The 13926-nt window shown below is 63.9% G+C and carries 14 protein-coding genes and 1 tRNA gene; 5 read left to right on the top strand and 10 right to left on the bottom strand.

What is annotated here, in order from left to right:
• Positions 1-82 precede the first annotated feature (82 nt).
• The 4 genes from AC1VVK_RS15465 to AC1VVK_RS15480 form a co-directional block, all read right to left on the bottom strand.
• Entirely contained in the window at positions 83-481 is a 399-nt protein-coding gene (locus AC1VVK_RS15465; protein WP_482903665.1) for a GFA family protein, read from the bottom strand.
• A gap of 6 nt (positions 482-487) precedes the next feature.
• The gene (locus tag AC1VVK_RS15470) at positions 488-775 is read right to left on the bottom strand and encodes a hypothetical protein (protein WP_482903666.1); all 288 of its coding nucleotides are present in this window, start codon (positions 773-775) and stop codon (positions 488-490) included.
• Positions 776-836: 61 nt separating this feature from the next.
• Positions 837-1634, bottom strand: coding sequence for an enoyl-CoA hydratase/isomerase family protein (locus tag AC1VVK_RS15475; RefSeq protein WP_482903667.1), 798 nt, complete (start codon positions 1632-1634; stop codon positions 837-839).
• Between the two features lie 79 nt (positions 1635-1713).
• Positions 1714-2784: a PA0069 family radical SAM protein gene (locus AC1VVK_RS15480; protein WP_482903668.1), complete on the bottom strand. Its 1071-nt coding sequence runs from the start codon at positions 2782-2784 to the stop codon at positions 1714-1716.
• Between the two features lie 113 nt (positions 2785-2897).
• On the opposite strand from AC1VVK_RS15480, the gene AC1VVK_RS15485 reads away from it, so the two are divergent.
• The 3 genes from AC1VVK_RS15485 to AC1VVK_RS15495 all read left to right on the top strand — a co-directional run bounded on the left by AC1VVK_RS15485 (position 2898) and on the right by AC1VVK_RS15495 (position 5541).
• Positions 2898-3485 (top strand): TetR/AcrR family transcriptional regulator, encoded by a 588-nt coding sequence (locus AC1VVK_RS15485; protein WP_482903669.1) that lies wholly within the window; start codon positions 2898-2900, stop codon positions 3483-3485.
• Positions 3486-3620: 135 nt separating this feature from the next.
• The gene (locus AC1VVK_RS15490; RefSeq protein ID WP_482903670.1) at positions 3621-4466 is read left to right on the top strand and encodes a TauD/TfdA dioxygenase family protein; all 846 of its coding nucleotides are present in this window, start codon (positions 3621-3623) and stop codon (positions 4464-4466) included.
• A 217-nt stretch (positions 4467-4683) separates the two neighbouring features.
• Entirely contained in the window at positions 4684-5541 is an 858-nt protein-coding gene (locus AC1VVK_RS15495; RefSeq protein WP_482903671.1) for a TauD/TfdA dioxygenase family protein, read from the top strand.
• A 324-nt stretch (positions 5542-5865) separates the two neighbouring features.
• Here the strand turns inward: AC1VVK_RS15495 and AC1VVK_RS15500 are convergent, their stop codons facing one another.
• The 4 genes from AC1VVK_RS15500 to cpdR all read right to left on the bottom strand — a co-directional run bounded on the left by AC1VVK_RS15500 (position 5866) and on the right by cpdR (position 9302).
• On the bottom strand, positions 5866-7089 hold the full coding sequence (locus tag AC1VVK_RS15500) for an NADP-dependent isocitrate dehydrogenase (RefSeq protein ID WP_132384811.1): 1224 nt from the start codon (positions 7087-7089) through the stop codon (positions 5866-5868).
• 149 nt (positions 7090-7238) lie between these two features.
• On the bottom strand, positions 7239-8510 hold the full coding sequence (locus AC1VVK_RS15505; RefSeq protein WP_482903672.1) for a DUF3422 family protein: 1272 nt from the start codon (positions 8508-8510) through the stop codon (positions 7239-7241).
• Between the two features lie 196 nt (positions 8511-8706).
• Positions 8707-8781: transfer RNA gene (locus tag AC1VVK_RS15510), tRNA-Val, on the bottom strand.
• Positions 8782-8927: 146 nt separating this feature from the next.
• A complete protein-coding gene (gene cpdR, locus AC1VVK_RS15515; protein WP_482905182.1) occupies positions 8928-9302 on the bottom strand; it encodes a cell cycle two-component system response regulator CpdR in 375 nt (124 codons plus the stop codon).
• A gap of 153 nt (positions 9303-9455) precedes the next feature.
• Between cpdR and AC1VVK_RS15520 the strand changes: the two genes are divergently transcribed.
• On the top strand, positions 9456-10394 hold the full coding sequence (locus AC1VVK_RS15520; RefSeq protein WP_482903673.1) for an N-formylglutamate amidohydrolase: 939 nt from the start codon (positions 9456-9458) through the stop codon (positions 10392-10394).
• A 330-nt stretch (positions 10395-10724) separates the two neighbouring features.
• Here AC1VVK_RS15520 and AC1VVK_RS15525 read toward each other — a convergent pair whose 3' ends face one another.
• Complete coding sequence (locus tag AC1VVK_RS15525) at positions 10725-11495, bottom strand: SapC family protein (protein ID WP_482903674.1); 771 nt, start codon at positions 11493-11495, stop codon at positions 10725-10727.
• 129 nt (positions 11496-11624) lie between these two features.
• Complete coding sequence (locus AC1VVK_RS15530; RefSeq protein WP_482903675.1) at positions 11625-13076, bottom strand: FAD-binding oxidoreductase; 1452 nt, start codon at positions 13074-13076, stop codon at positions 11625-11627.
• Between the two features lie 154 nt (positions 13077-13230).
• Between AC1VVK_RS15530 and AC1VVK_RS15535 the strand changes: the two genes are divergently transcribed.
• Positions 13231-13851, top strand: a complete 621-nt coding sequence (locus tag AC1VVK_RS15535; protein ID WP_482903676.1) for a hypothetical protein — start codon at positions 13231-13233, stop codon at positions 13849-13851.
• Positions 13852-13926: the final 75 nt, after the last annotated feature.

Here is a 13926-nt window from a genome sequence, read left to right on the forward strand (position 1 = left end):
CCCCCACATTCGCGAGGGCGACGGTGGTGTGCGTTTGAAAGGTCATCATCGATCATTACAGGGAAGCACCTTTAGCGCGCGCCTAGTCCATGTGCTCGATATCGTCGCCCAATATGGCGACCCAGGCGTGTTTGCGCTCCTCGTACACCGAGAACCTGGGCGGCGGAAAACCGGGGTCGGCAAAGGCACCCACAGGTATGGCGGTGACGTCCGGCATTCCCGCGCCGGAAAATGCGACTGTCGCGCCGCAGTGGGGGCAGAAGTGGTAAATCGTGAGCGATCCGCTGTCCGTCGTTCGCGACCATTCGCGGAATTCGCCGCTTAGCTCCACGTTTGCGTTGGGCCAGCGGGCTTGCACTGCGAAGGCGCTGCCGGTGCGCTTCTGGCAGGCAAGGCAGTGGCAGACCGACACGCGGACAGGATCGCCGGTGCAGGTTGCGCGCAGTTGCCTGCATCGGCAGGTGGCTGTGCGAATGGTCAAGCCCGCTCAATTGTCCTTGTGATTGACGCTGTTCGCCGCGTCCTGCGCGGCATCGCCGACCTTGTTGGCGGCCTGTCCGACATCGTGGGCGGCCTGTGTCACCGCATCGTCGCGCGTGGCCTCGCTCTGGTTCAGCCGGCTGAACAGATAGAGTGCGCCGACAACGGCCAGGAGCAGGGCGAATGCCAGCAGAATACCCGTCGCGCTGCTTGAAGTGCTGCGTTCGTGGATCACGGTGGTGGTATGGACCGGCGCTTCAGGTGCGCGCTCGGTCTCGACGATCCTTTCCTCCATTCGGGCCTCCTGTCCTCTCCCGTTCGTTGGAGTGAACAACTCGCAGAGAGGCCGAAGAGTTTCAGCGGTCGCGATATTCCGGTGTTCGCCGGGCGCGGAAAGCCGAGACGCCCTCGGCGAAATCCTCGCTCATCAGCATCATCACCTGCTGGCGGTCCTCCAGCGCCATGGCGTCCGACAGCGAGCGCGCGTCGAGATTGCGATTGATCGCGTCCTTGGTGAGCCTGAGGCCCATGGGGGCATTGGCGAGCATCTCGTCAGCGACGGCAAGCCCCTTGTCGAACAGATCCTCGTGAGGCACGACCGCGCCCAGCAATCCGTGGCGGAGCGCCGTTTCGGCATCCATGAAGCGGCCGGTGAGCATGTATTCCGCCGCCACCGTGGCACCGACCATGCGCGGCAGGAAATAGCTGCACCCCAGATCGCAGCCGCCGAGCCCGACCTTGATATAAGCCGCATTCATCCGGAGATCCGGCGTGCCGTAGCGGATATCGCAGGCGAGCAGCAACGAGAAGCCGGCTCCGCAGGCGGCGCCGTGGCCGAGCCCGATGATCGGTTGCGGGCATGCGCGCATAAGCTCCAGCAGGCCCGCGATTGCGCGCTGGAGGTGCCAGCAGTGCTGAAGCGCGCCGCGCGTCCTGTCGTTTTCCCAACTGGCCAGATCGAGACCGGCGCTGAAATGGCGCCCTTCTGCACGCAGGATCACGACGCGTACCTCGTGCCGCTCGGCCAGCGCAGTGAAATAGTCGCGCAGAGCGAACGTCATGGGCTCGTCAAACGTGTTGAGCGCCTCGGCGCGGTTCAGCGTCACGATTTCGACCGCACCGTGGGTGACGATGGTTATGGGCTTCTCGAACATCGGCGCACTCCCTTGTTCTCTGCCGGACCTAAGCGGAGGTGCGTGTCGGTGACACGACTGCGCCGGAACAGGGATTTGTCTAGAACAGCGCCAGTTGTCCGTCGCGGCTGGGCGGGCGGAATTGCGAGCAGTCGAGCATCACGTGCGCCTTGCCGAAGCCCAGCCGCTTCATCGCCACGGCAAAGCGGCGGCGGAAGACTTCCGCCCAGACTCCTTCGGGCCGCATGCGGGTGAAGAACTTCGGATCGTAGTCGCGCCCGCCGCGCATCGACTGGATCGTGGCCATGACTTTGGCCGCGCGGTCGGGAAAATGGGTGTCCAGCCATTCGCGGAACAGCGGGGCGACCTCGTGGGGCAGGCGGACCATGATCCACGACACGCTGCGGATGCCTTGCCCGGCCGCAGCTTCGAGTATCTCCTCGATATAGGGATCGGTGATCGCCGGGATGACCGGAGCGATCGAAACATGCGCCGGCACGCCCGCCTCTGCCAGCTTGCCGAGCGCGGCGAGCCGCTTGGCGGGCGAGGACGCGCGCGGTTCGAGCAGGCGCGACAATGCCGGATCCATGCTCGTCACCGAAATCGCGACATGCGTGAGGTTGTGCTGCGCAAGCTGGGTCAACAGGTCGAGATCGTGCAGCACGCGGTCCGACTTTGTGGTGATCGTCACCGGGTGGCGCACTTCTAGGCAGAATTCGAGCACTTGCCGGGTTATCCGGTAACGTGCCTCGATGGGCTGATAGGGGTCTGTATTGGTGCCCATGGCGATGGGGGCTGGGCGGTAGCTCGGCTTGGCGAGTGTTTCGCGCAGCAGCTTCACCGCCTGGGGCTTGGCGAAGAGCTTGGTCTCGAAATCGAGACCGGGCGAGAGGTCGTGATAGGCGTGGGTCGGCCGGGCGAAGCAGTAGATGCAGCCGTGCTCGCAGCCGTTGTAGGCATTGATCGAGCGGTCGAAGGGCACATCGGGTGACTTGTTGAAAGACAGGATGGTGCGGGGGTGAAGCTCGATCACTTGCGTGCGCAAGGGCGGAGCCTCCCCGTCGACGAGCGCGGCTTCGTCCAGCCAGTCGCCATCGGCCTCCCGCTGGGGAAGGTTGAAGCGCTTGCTGGCCTGTCCGCTGACGGCGCCTCTTCCTTTGTGGACTCGCATGCCTGCAATGTGAACATAAAGGGAACAAATGGCAAGCGAGTCGGTGCTGTTGATGGCTGTGTTGATCTTGTGGTCAGCACGCCCTAGGCAAGTGCCTCTTAAGAGGAGATCAAATGGCAGGGGCAGTGCGCAGGGTCGGCGCTGAAACGTCCGCAACGCGGGCGCGTATCGTCGAGGCGGCCGTCGATCTCATCCGCGATGAAGGCTATGCCGCCGCCAGTACGCGCCGCGTGGCCGCGCGCGCGGGGCTCAAGCCGTCGCTGGTCCATTACTATTTCCCGACCACCGACGATCTTCTGCTGGAAGTTTGCCGGCAGGGCGCAGAGGACAGCGACGGTATGATAGAGGAGGCGCTGGCCTCCGAGGATCCGGTGCGTGCACTCTGGCGCTTCTTCGTCGATACCAGTCGCACGGCGATGTCGCTGGAGTTCATGGCGCTCGCCAACCACCGCCCGGCCGTGCGCGAGAAGATGGCGCAGCACAGCGTCGCCATGCGCCAGCGACAGGTCGAGATCATCGGACAACTGTTCGGAGAACGGCTGCGCGCGGTGGACGGTTTCGATCCCGCGGGCCTGTCCGTGCTGCTTGCGGGCATCGGCCGCTGCATCGTCATGGAAGAGGCGCTGGGCGTCACGGCAGGCCACGAACAGGCGCGGGCCATTGTCGAATCCTGGCTGGCGCGGCTGGAAACGCGCGCCTGAACTCGTGTCGAAACGCGTAGGGGCGATTGATCGCAGCGGCAATCGCTGACGGGTTTGAACGGGCGTTCAGCCCGTGATACCCAGCTCTCCAAGCGCCGCAGAGCGGTGCAAGTTGATTTTTGGAGAGTGTGTACGATGTCGGTCGATACCAAGACCCAACTGAAGGCGGAAAATCTCAAGCCGAAGATCGGCAGCCGCGTTCTCAATACCAAGGAAGAACTGCTCTCGGGCGAAATCGCCACTGAAATCCGCGAGCTTCTGGAAGCGCGCGGCGTGCTGGTCTTCCCGCAGGTGAACTTCACGGACGAGGAACAGATCGCCTTCACCAAGACGCTCGGCACGTTCGCGCCTGAGCGTAAGGGCGGTGACGAGGTGATCTCGAAGATCACGCTCGACGCCAAGGAAAATCCGATGGCGGCCGAGTACCTCAAGGGCTCGCTCTACTGGCATATCGACGGCACCCGCAACGACGTGCCGATCCTGGCCTCGCTGCTGTCGTGCCGGGTGCCGAGCCCCAAGGGCACCGGCAACACCGGTTTCGCCAATACTTACGCTGCGTTCGAGCACCTGCCTGCCGACAAGCAGGCCGAGTACGAGCAGTACCGCGTGGTCCACGGCCCCTGGGCCAGCCTGTTCTACTATGAACCGGAACCCAGCCTCGCCAAGCTTCAGGGCTACGCCCAGATCGGCGAGCAGGAACTGCCGCTCGTGTGGAAGCACGCTTCGGGCCGCAAGAGCCTCGTGATCGGCTGCACCAGCGCACAAGTCGTCGGCAAGTCGGCGCTGGAAAGCGCGATGATCATCCATGGGCTGCGCGAATGGGCGACTGGCCCCGAGTTCACCTACAGCCACGAATGGGAAGTCGGCGATCTCGTCATGTGGGACAACACCGGCACCATGCACCGGGCCGAGGCCTATGACCCGACCTGCGGGCGCATGATGCACCGTACCAAGCTGGAGGGCGAAGAGCCTTTCGAATAAGGGATTTTGAGAAAGAGGGTTGGCTTGACGGCGTCGGGGGGCGCCGTCCCGCCGTCCTTTGAAGCCCGTCGGACTCCGGTCCGGCGGGCTTTTTCGGTTTTGGTGGAGCCGGCATGAAGAGGCCCGGTGCCTTGCACCTACTGTCCTTGACCCTGCTCGGACGTGTGCTGTACCCATGTTCAGCACAAGCGCCAAAGAGCGCATGGGAGAGTATTCGATGGCAACGACTTCGATTCCATCCACCCATTGGAACGTATCCAATGCCGCGCCCGATATCGGCGCCGTGATCCGGACCGACAAGGAGACCCTGCTGTCCGGCAGCCGCGCCGCCGAAATCCGTGAACTGCTGGAAGCGCGCGGCGTTCTGGTGTTTCCCGAAGCTCACCTGACCGACGAGGAGCAGATCGCCTTCACCAAGACGCTCGGCACCTTTGCGCACGAAATTCACGAGCAAGCCGGCAAGGAAGGCGACAATGTCTATCCGATCACGATGGACTCGCGCATCAATCCCAATGCCGATTACCTGAAGGGCGCGTTTTTCTGGCATATCGACGGCACCATGTCGCAAGTGCCGATCCGCGCTTCGATCCTGTCGAGCCGCAAGCTTTCGGCAGAGGGCGGTGACACCGAGTTCTGCAATACTTATGCCGCCTACGACGCGCTTCCCGATGAGGACAAGGCCGCAATCGAGGGGCTTCAGGTGGTCCACTCGCTCTGGCGCTCGCAGCTCTATCACCAGCCCGAGCCAAGCCATGAGCTGCTGATGGCCTGGAAGTCGCGCGGCGAGAATACGCTGCCGCTGGTCTGGACGCATGAGTCGGGCCGCAAGTCGCTGGTTCTCGGCAATACTGCGCAGCAGGTCGTGGGCTTGGACTGGGGCAAGAGTGAGGAACTGCTGGTGCGCCTGCGCGATTGGGCGACGCAGCCGCGCTTCGTCTATCGCCACAAGTGGTCGCTGGGCGAGACGGTGATCTGGGACAATACCGGCACCATGCACCGCGCCACCTGGTATCCGACCGACAGCGGCCGATTGATGCACCGCACCAAGCTGGAGGGCGAGGAAGCCTTCGCTTGATGGTCAAGGTGGGAGTCCGGGCTGATGACGCCAGGGCCGGGTCCACGAGGCAATAGTCCCCTCATTCAAACCGCTCACATAGTCACCGTCGCCCCCGCGAAGGCGGGGATCCCGCTTGTTCTTTTGCACACGCAGAAAGGTCGTTAACTGCACGACCTTTCTGCGTGTGCATGCCTTGCGTGAACCAAAAAAGCGGGCCCCCGCCTTCGCGGGGGCGACGCGATTTTTTGATTAACCGTCCGTGGACGTCGCGAGCCCACAAAGAAAAACCCCCCGCCTTTCGGCGGAGGGTCTTCTTCGAACTCAGGTCCGGTCAGGCAGGGCTCAGGCCCAGGTCGCCATCTCGGTTTCGAGGTTCTTGACGATTTCCTCGAAGAACTGCTCGGTGGTCATCCAGTTCTGGTCCGGACCGATCAGCAGCGCGAGGTCCTTGGTCATCTTGCCGCTTTCGACGGTCTCGATGCAGATGCGCTCGATGGTCTCGGCGAACTTCACGACTTCCGGGGTCTCGTCGAACTTGCCGCGGTACATGAGGCCACGGGTCCAGGCGAAGATCGAGGCGATCGGGTTGGTCGAGGTCGCCTTGCCCTGCTGGTGCTGGCGGTAGTGACGGGTCACGGTGCCGTGAGCGGCTTCTGCCTCAACGGTCTTGCCGTCGGGCGCCATGAGGACCGAGGTCATCAGGCCCAGCGAGCCGAAGCCCTGTGCAACGGTGTCCGACTGCACGTCGCCATCGTAGTTCTTGCAGGCCCAGACGAACTTGCCGGACCACTTGAGCGCCGAGGCGACCATGTCGTCGATCAGGCGGTGTTCGTAGGTGATGCCGGCGTCCTTGAACTTCGCGGCAAAGCCTTCGTTGTCGAAGACTTCCTGGAACAGATCCTTGAAGCGGCCGTCATAGGCCTTGAGGATGGTGTTCTTGGTCGAGAGGTACACCGGCCACTTGAGGTTCAGGCCGTAGTTGAACGAAGCGCGCGCGAAGTCGCGGATCGATTCGTCCAGGTTGTACATCGCCATGGCGACGCCCGGAGCCGGGAAGTCGAACACGTCGAGGTCGATCTTCTCGCCGTTCTCGCCGTCCCACACGAGGCGCAGCTTGCCGGCGCCCGGGATCAGGGTGTCGGTGGCCTTGTACTGGTCGCCGAAAGCATGACGACCGACGACGATCGGGTCGGTCCAGCCCGGAACCAGGCGGGGCACGTTCGAGATCACGATCGGCTCGCGGAACACGACGCCGCCCAGGATGTTGCGGATCGTGCCGTTGGGCGACTTCCACATCTTCTTGAGGTTGAATTCGGTGACGCGCGCTTCGTCCGGGGTGATGGTGGCGCACTTCACGGCAACGCCGCATTCCTTGGTGGCGTTGGCGGCATCGACGGTGATCTGGTCGTTCGTCTCGTCACGCTTCTCGACCGAGAGGTCGTAGTACTTGAGATCGATGTCGAGGTAGGGAAGGATCAGCCGTTCACGGATCCACTGCCAGATGATCCGCGTCATTTCATCGCCGTCCATCTCGACGATGGGGTTCTTGACCTTGATTTTCGCCATTTCTGAAACTCCCCTGGGGATGAGATTTGCGGGTCTCTTAGGCAGCAGTGGGGCGCTTAGCAAGGCAGGTATCGGCCCGGCGGCGCGCAATGCGCGGCACCGGACTTGCGCGGGGCGGTATCGTCCGGACGGTCTCGGAAGCGTCGGGCTTATCCGTGTCCGTCATGGTCGCCGTGGACCTTGCGCAGCCGGTGCGTGGTCCAGGCGACGAAGGCGATGACGAAGGGCACGCTCACGCCGGTCGCCAGTTCGTAATCGGGCCAATGCCATGCCGCGTGCGAGGCCTTGGCAAGATAACCGACCAGGCTGACGGCATAGTAGGAAATCGCCGCGACCGAGAGCCCTTCGACCGTCTGCTGGAGGCGCAGCTGCATGGCGTTGCGCCGATCGAGCGAGGCCAACAGGTCGCGGTTCTGGGCGGCGATTTCGGTGTCGATCCGTGTGCGCAGCAGCTCGGCGGTCCAGGTGACGTGGCCTGCAAGATCGTCGAGGCGTTGTACGAAACTGGCGCAAGTCTGCACTGCCGGGTGAAGTCGGCGCTGGGTGAAGCCGACCAGCGTCTGCCCGCCGCCTACCGCGCTGACCGCCAGCGAGCCCACCCGGTCATCGCAGATCGCGGCATAGGCGGCGGTCGCGCTCATGCGGTAGCGGGTCGATGCGGTGATCTGCGCAAGGCGCGAACCGAGTTCGCCGATGGCATGGAGCAATTCCTCGCGCGGGCGCGTGGCGCGATCGATATCGCCGCTGAGATGGGCGAGGCTCTGCTCGATCTGGCGCAGCTCCGGCCCGTGGTGCTGTGCTTCCGGCAGGCCGAGCAGCGCGAGCTTGCGATAGTTGCCAAGTTCCAGCAGCGACTGGGCGAGAGCGGGGATCCGACGCGGGTCATCGTCCCGCACCGCCACGAACATGCGCCCGAAGCCGCCGTGGAGCCGGAAGTCGGACCAGATCCGCGCCATGCCGTCGTGAACGTCGCAGACGACCAGATCGTTGGCGTGAAACCACTGTTCGAGATGCTCGGGCAAGCGGGCGGGATCACCGGTGCGCGCAATCGCGAGAAAGCTGGAGCGGATGATCTCGCCCGGCATGCGGTCCAGCCACTGCGCCACGAACGGGGCAAAGGCGGTCTCGTCGAAGGGCGCGTCGAAGGCTCCGGGGATGATGAAGCTGTATGTGGTGAATTCGCTGTGGCGTTCCCAGACCAGCGTAGCGCCGCCAAGATCGAGAATCGCGTGCTTGGCACCATCGGTGCCGAAATGCGCGGCGGCGGCTTCCAGCTCGGCATCGTCCGCCAGCAGCATGATTTGCATAAGCCGGGCCGGCGCGGAGAACGGCGGCAGCTTGCGGCTGTGCATTTCGGCCGTCAGGCTTGCGCGTTCGGGCCGGCTGCGCCGTGCCATTTCCGTGCGAATATCGTCGAACATGGCAGGGCCCCCGGACTTGCGCAGGGCAAGTTCTCGCCTAGAGGCGAAACAGGCAAGCGCGAAGAGCGGTGCGGCAGTTGTCTTTTTCGGGATGGGAGGCCGGGACCGGCGCTTCACGCAAAATTTGCGTCTGTCGCGGCGTCGGGAGCCTAAAGAAAAACCCCGTTAAGCCTTTGGCTTACGGGGTTTTCTCGAATGGTGGGCGTAGCAAGGATTGAACTTGCGACCCCTACGATGTCAACATAGTGCTCTACCACTGAGCTATACGCCCACACCATTCGGTCGGTCCGTTGCGGCGTGGTGTGCCGCTCGGAGGACTGGCCCTCTAGCTGCGGTGTTTCGGGTTGGCAACAAGGAATTTCAAAAAAGTTCAGCCTTGGTTTTGCGAGGCTGTGGAAGACCTGTGGATGAAATCAATCAGAGCTGGGCGTGCTCGGACAGGCCGAACACCCGCTGCACTTCCATCACGATGTCGCGCAAGTGGAAGGGTTTCGACAGCACCTTGGCATGCGGGGCCTCGCGGCTGGCGCGCAGGGTGACGGCGGCGAAGCCGGTGATGAACATCACTTTCGTCGTCGGAGAAACTTCGGCGCAGCGCTGGGCCAGCTCGATGCCGTCCATCTCGGGCATGACAATGTCCGAGAGCAGCAGGTCGAAATGCTCGCGCTCCAGCAGGGGCAGGGCGGCCGTGCCGCGATCGACCGCGGTGATATTGTAGCCGGCGTTCTCCAGAGCCCTGGCAAGGTAGGTGCGCATGGCCTGGTCGTCTTCGGCAAGCAGGATGCGGATCATCGGCGTCATGTCCTGAATCGTTCGTCTACAGCGTGTCGCGCTGGTTAAGAGCACCAGCATAGCGCTTAACCGGTTAAAATTCTCGCCTGGAATAACGGGTGACCGGTTACGGGACGCTTTGACTTGTAGATGTTGAAGCGCCAGTTTTGGGCCATGGCGACAGGCACCGGCGAGAACGATTCGCAAAGGCAGGCGGGTGGCTGGATTCCCGGGGCTCCCGGGATTCCGGCCTTTACCTTCGAAGGTTCGGAACCGTCCGTCGTGCCGGTGCTGATTGCGGCGCCGCATGCGGGGCGCGCCTATCCCCGTTCACTGCTCGATGATTTACGCCATCCCGATTCGGTCGCGCTGCGGCTGGAGGATCGCTACGTCGACCGGATCGCCCAGGCGGTTGCGCGCGAGACGGGGGCAGGGCTGCTGCTGGCGCAGGCGCCCCGCGCGATGATCGATCTCAATCGCGCGCCCGACGATATCGATTGGGACATGTTTGGCCGTGGTGCCCGTCCCGAATCGCCGGGCTTGCCGAGTCGTCGTGCGCGCAGCGGCCTTGGCCTGATTCCCCGCCGCCTGCCGGGCGTGGGCGAACTCTGGCGACGGCGGCATGAGCGTGCAGACCTTGCCGCGCGGATCGAGGGCATTCACCAGCCCTATCATGAGGCACTGGCGCGCGAACTGGCCTCGCTTCGCGAGCGCTGGGGCGCGGCTCTGCTGCTGGACCTTCATTCGATGCCGCCGCTGCCGGCGCGGATCGGCAGTGAGCCGCCGCGATTCGTCATCGGGGACCGCTTCGGTGCGACGTGCCATGGCAGCCTGATTGCCGGTGCCTTTTCGTGGTTTGCGGCCCATGGCTGCATGGCTGCGCACAATCGCCCTTATGCGGGCGGCTATGTGCTCGAACGTCATGCCGCGCCTGCCGAGGGCATCCACGCGGTTCAACTCGAAGTGGACCGTACTTGCTATCTGGATTCGCGGCTGTCGGAGCCGGGGCCGGGGATGGCTGCCACCGTGGAACTGCTGTCGGGGCTGGTACGCCGGCTTGCGGCCGGTGTCAGCGAACTGGGCGGCAAGGGCTTTGTGCAAGCGGCCGAGTAGCTGATTCGCGCTTGAGGGCGCGTTCTCTCCAACCGTCATGGCGAAATGCTGGAGGTAATAAAAAACCACCCCGCGCTATGCGCGAGGTGGCCAAGGTTCAGGGAGGAGGTGCACGATGTGCACCAAACCTGACCGGGCCATGAGGGTAGCGCCGATCAGGCATTGCCAACATAGCAAACCTTCGGCGACATTCAACCCTTAGAATGAAGCAAAGTGTATCGGCTTTGCAAGCGCGGGGAAGAAAGCCGATACAGATTGGGGTGGAACTGTGACAAAAATGTCAAAATTCCACCCCGAAATCAGGATTTAGGCCGGTTCGCGGCCGAGAGATCAAGCGTTGACCGGGATCTGCGGGCCCTTGCCCTGCGCAACCTGGCGACCGAAAATGTCGCGAACGAGGTCGAGCGAGAAGAGGTGGGCGTAGATCAGCGGCAGCATGCCGTTCTGGTTCCACTGGCGCAGCACGTCACCGCGCATTTCGCGCAGCTTGGTCTCGTCGACCATCTGGAAGCCGCGATAGGTGAAGGGCTGGCCGGTGCCGACGTCGATGTTCAGCTCGCCTTCCATCAGCAGGTTGTGCTTGGCCAGCTCGGCCATGAAGTTGGCGGTCTTGGTGCCGGCGATCTCGAAGTTCTCGCAGAACTTGAGCATGTTCTTGGTGGCGTCGGTCGGCTCGCCTTCGGCGAACAGGGCCTCGCCTTCCTCGATCTCACCCACGAGGTCGCTCGACGGGTCGACGCAGAGCGAAAGCTCTTCGCTGTCCGGGCGCAGGCGGGCGAGCATGAAGGGATAGCGGCGCGCGTAAGCCGGGATGTAGACCGGCTGGCTGACAATGCCTTCATCGTCGACGAAGACGTTCACGCCTTCGTTCATGCCCATCAGGATGAGCGGAACGGGGTTTTCGCCCGAGGTGAAGATGATCGGGTAGTTACGCTGGGCCTGCGGAAATTCCTCAACCGTGAGCGGTACCGAATTGATGCCGACCAACCACGTCGCCTTGTCGGTCGAACGGGTCTTCCAGCTGGCGTGCTGCTGCGAATTGAGCGGCACAAGGTCCTTGTAGAACAGGGGCAGGGCAGGATTCTGCGGCGCGGTGGCCATTGCGATACTCTCCGCAAGTCTGGGAATTTTCCGAGTGGGTGGCTTTAGAAGCAGGAAGGGGTGTGCGCAAGCGGGCTGCCGGGGCGATGCGGGGATATCCGGCGAGTCGGCGTGCGCTGTCCCTCGAAGCTAGATCAGCTTGCCGGGATTGAGCAGTCCCTGTGGATCGAGCGCCTGTTTGACCGAGCGCATGATGGAGAGCGCCACCGGATCGCCAAGACGGGCCAATTCGTCCCGCTTGAGCTGGCCGATGCCGTGCTCGGCCGAGATCGATCCGCCCCATTCGGTCACGAGATCGTGGATGTAGCGGCTGATTTCCTTGCCTTCCCGGGCTCGCCAGGCGGCGCCGTCGGTCACGCTGGGCGCGATCACGTGATAGTGGACATTGCCGTCACCCAGATGACCGAAGGCGACCGCCTCGGTGCCGGGCCACTTGGCCTCGATCATCGGCGCGGTGGTTTCCACGAATTCGGGCATCTTTTCGACCGGGACCGAAATGTCATGCTGCACGGCCGGACCGCGCGCGCGCTCGGCGGGGGAAATCGATTCGCGGATCAGCCACATGGCCTCTGCCTGTGCTTCGCTGGCAGACATCGTGGCATCTTCCAGAAGTTCGGCTTCGAGGGCATCGGCCATCATCGTCTCGCAGCGGTCGCGCAGCGTGTCGGCTCCGGCGCGGTCGGCCACGACTTCGATGAGAACGTGCCAGCCATGGCGGCCTTCGAGCGGCGCACGGGCATCGGGCAGGAGTTGCAGCACGGCATCGAGGCAGGCCTGCGGCAGGACCTCGAAGCCCTCAAGTGCTTCGCCCGCCGCATCCTCGCAGTGGAGCAGCAACTTGCGCGCGTCGACCAGCGTGGGAACGCCCGCCCAGATCACCACGCGCTCGGCCACTGCGGGCAGCAGCCTGAGCGTCGCGGCGCTGACCACGCCCAGCGTCCCCTCGGAGCCGATGAAGACCTGCTTGAGGTCGAAACCGCGATTGTCCTTCTTTAGCGGGGTAAGCATCGAGTAGATCTGCCCGTCGGCCAGCACGGCCTCCAGCCCGAGCACCAGCGCGCGCATCGAGCCGTGGCGCAGCACCTGGGTTCCGCCGGCATTGGTCGAGATCAGGCCGCCTACCGTCGCCGATCCCTTGCCGCCCAGCGACAGCGGGAAGCGCAGCCCCTCCGCCTCGGCCGTTTCGTGGAGCGTCTGGAGCACGAATCCCGCCTCGCAGGTGATCTGGCGGGCCTCTACGTCGAAATGGCGGACCGCGTTCATCCGGCGCAGCGAGAGCAGCAGCGCATGGCCGCTGTCATCAGGCGTGGCGCCGCCGGACATTCCGCTGTTGCCGCCTTGCGGAACGATGGCGATGCCGTGGCGCGCGCAGAGGCGGACCAGCGCCGAAAGCTCTTCGGTCGATCCGGGAGACGCCATGGCCAGCGCCTTGCCGGTATAGCGGCCACGCCAGTCGGTCAGCCAGGGGGCGAGCAGGTCGGGATCGGCGGTCAGGCCGCGCGGGCCGAGCAGCTCGGCGGCTTCGGTCAAGAAGGCGCGGGCGGTGGTGCTTTCGGCGGTCAGGCTGTCGGAGGTCGTCATACCGGCGATATGGCACACCGATCTGCGCGTTTCACGCGGTTTGCACGCGGGGTGACTTGCCGAATGGGTTAAGCGGTGGTTCAAGCTCTCCCGCTAAGGGGAGGGGGCTCGGCCTTTATTGCGCCCCGGGCCGTTCGGGGATCTGCTCTTTTTCATGAATCTCGCTTCCGTCCTGCTGTACCCGCTCATGCTGCTGCTTCCAGCGGCAGGGGGCGGCGAATCGGGTAAAGGCGATTCGTCCGGCCGGGGCGACGAGACGAGGCAGTCCGATTCGGCAGGGTACGCTGCACCTGACGCAGACGGTCCCGGCGGTTGGCCTGCCGACTGGTCCGAATCGGCGGGCAAGCATCCTTTCGCGGTGTTCGCCTTTCCGCATCCCGAGCCCGAGAGCGCCTGGCAGATTCGAATCGAGCAGCGCATGACCATCCGCATCAGCCCGCGCGCGCCGCTCCCGGCCGAGCCGCTTGGCGATCCCGACGCACCGGAAAGCCGTCCGCGCTTCACCGAGCGCAAGATCGGCAAGTGTCTGCCGATTGCAGGAATTGCGGGCGTTCAGCCCGACGGGCAACGCAACCTGCTGCTTTATATGCGTGACCGCCGAATCATCAGTGTCGAGCTGGAACGGGCCTGCCGCGCGGGCGCGTTCTACTCGGGGTTCCTGCTCTCACGCTCAGCGGACGGGCAGCTTTGCGTGGACCGCGACTCCCTGCTGTCGCGCAGCGGTTCGAACTGCAAGCTCACCCGCATTCGGCAGCTCGTCGCCGTCGAGCACTGAAATCGACTTCGAAATGGAGGCGAATCGCCTTCTTTTGCGGATTTTCTTGACTTTGGGGATGGTTCGCGCAAAGGC

The sequence above is a fragment of the Novosphingobium sp. BL-S-32 genome, assembly GCF_056857055.1.

Bases quoted from the DNA above. Each gene is read 5' to 3' on its own strand.
- AC1VVK_RS15535 (WP_482903676.1), top strand. From the start codon at position 13,231: ATGAATCTCGCTTCCGTCCTGCTGTACCCGCTCATGCTGCTGCTTCCA.
- AC1VVK_RS15495 (WP_482903671.1), top strand. From the start codon at position 4,684: ATGGCAACGACTTCGATTCCATCCACCCATTGGAACGTATCCAATGCC.
- AC1VVK_RS15490 (WP_482903670.1), top strand. From the start codon at position 3,621: ATGTCGGTCGATACCAAGACCCAACTGAAGGCGGAAAATCTCAAGCCG.
- AC1VVK_RS15470 (WP_482903666.1), bottom strand. From the start codon at position 775: ATGGAGGAAAGGATCGTCGAGACCGAGCGCGCACCTGAAGCGCCGGTC.
- AC1VVK_RS15480 (WP_482903668.1), bottom strand. From the start codon at position 2,784: ATGCGAGTCCACAAAGGAAGAGGCGCCGTCAGCGGACAGGCCAGCAAG.
- AC1VVK_RS15530 (WP_482903675.1), bottom strand. From the start codon at position 13,076: ATGACGACCTCCGACAGCCTGACCGCCGAAAGCACCACCGCCCGCGCC.
- AC1VVK_RS15520 (WP_482903673.1), top strand. From the start codon at position 9,456: ATGGCGACAGGCACCGGCGAGAACGATTCGCAAAGGCAGGCGGGTGGC.
- AC1VVK_RS15500 (WP_132384811.1), bottom strand. From the start codon at position 7,089: ATGGCGAAAATCAAGGTCAAGAACCCCATCGTCGAGATGGACGGCGAT.
- AC1VVK_RS15485 (WP_482903669.1), top strand. From the start codon at position 2,898: ATGGCAGGGGCAGTGCGCAGGGTCGGCGCTGAAACGTCCGCAACGCGG.
- AC1VVK_RS15525 (WP_482903674.1), bottom strand. From the start codon at position 11,495: ATGGCCACCGCGCCGCAGAATCCTGCCCTGCCCCTGTTCTACAAGGAC.
- AC1VVK_RS15475 (WP_482903667.1), bottom strand. From the start codon at position 1,634: ATGTTCGAGAAGCCCATAACCATCGTCACCCACGGTGCGGTCGAAATC.
- AC1VVK_RS15505 (WP_482903672.1), bottom strand. From the start codon at position 8,510: ATGTTCGACGATATTCGCACGGAAATGGCACGGCGCAGCCGGCCCGAA.
- cpdR (WP_482905182.1), bottom strand. From the start codon at position 9,302: ATGATCCGCATCCTGCTTGCCGAAGACGACCAGGCCATGCGCACCTAC.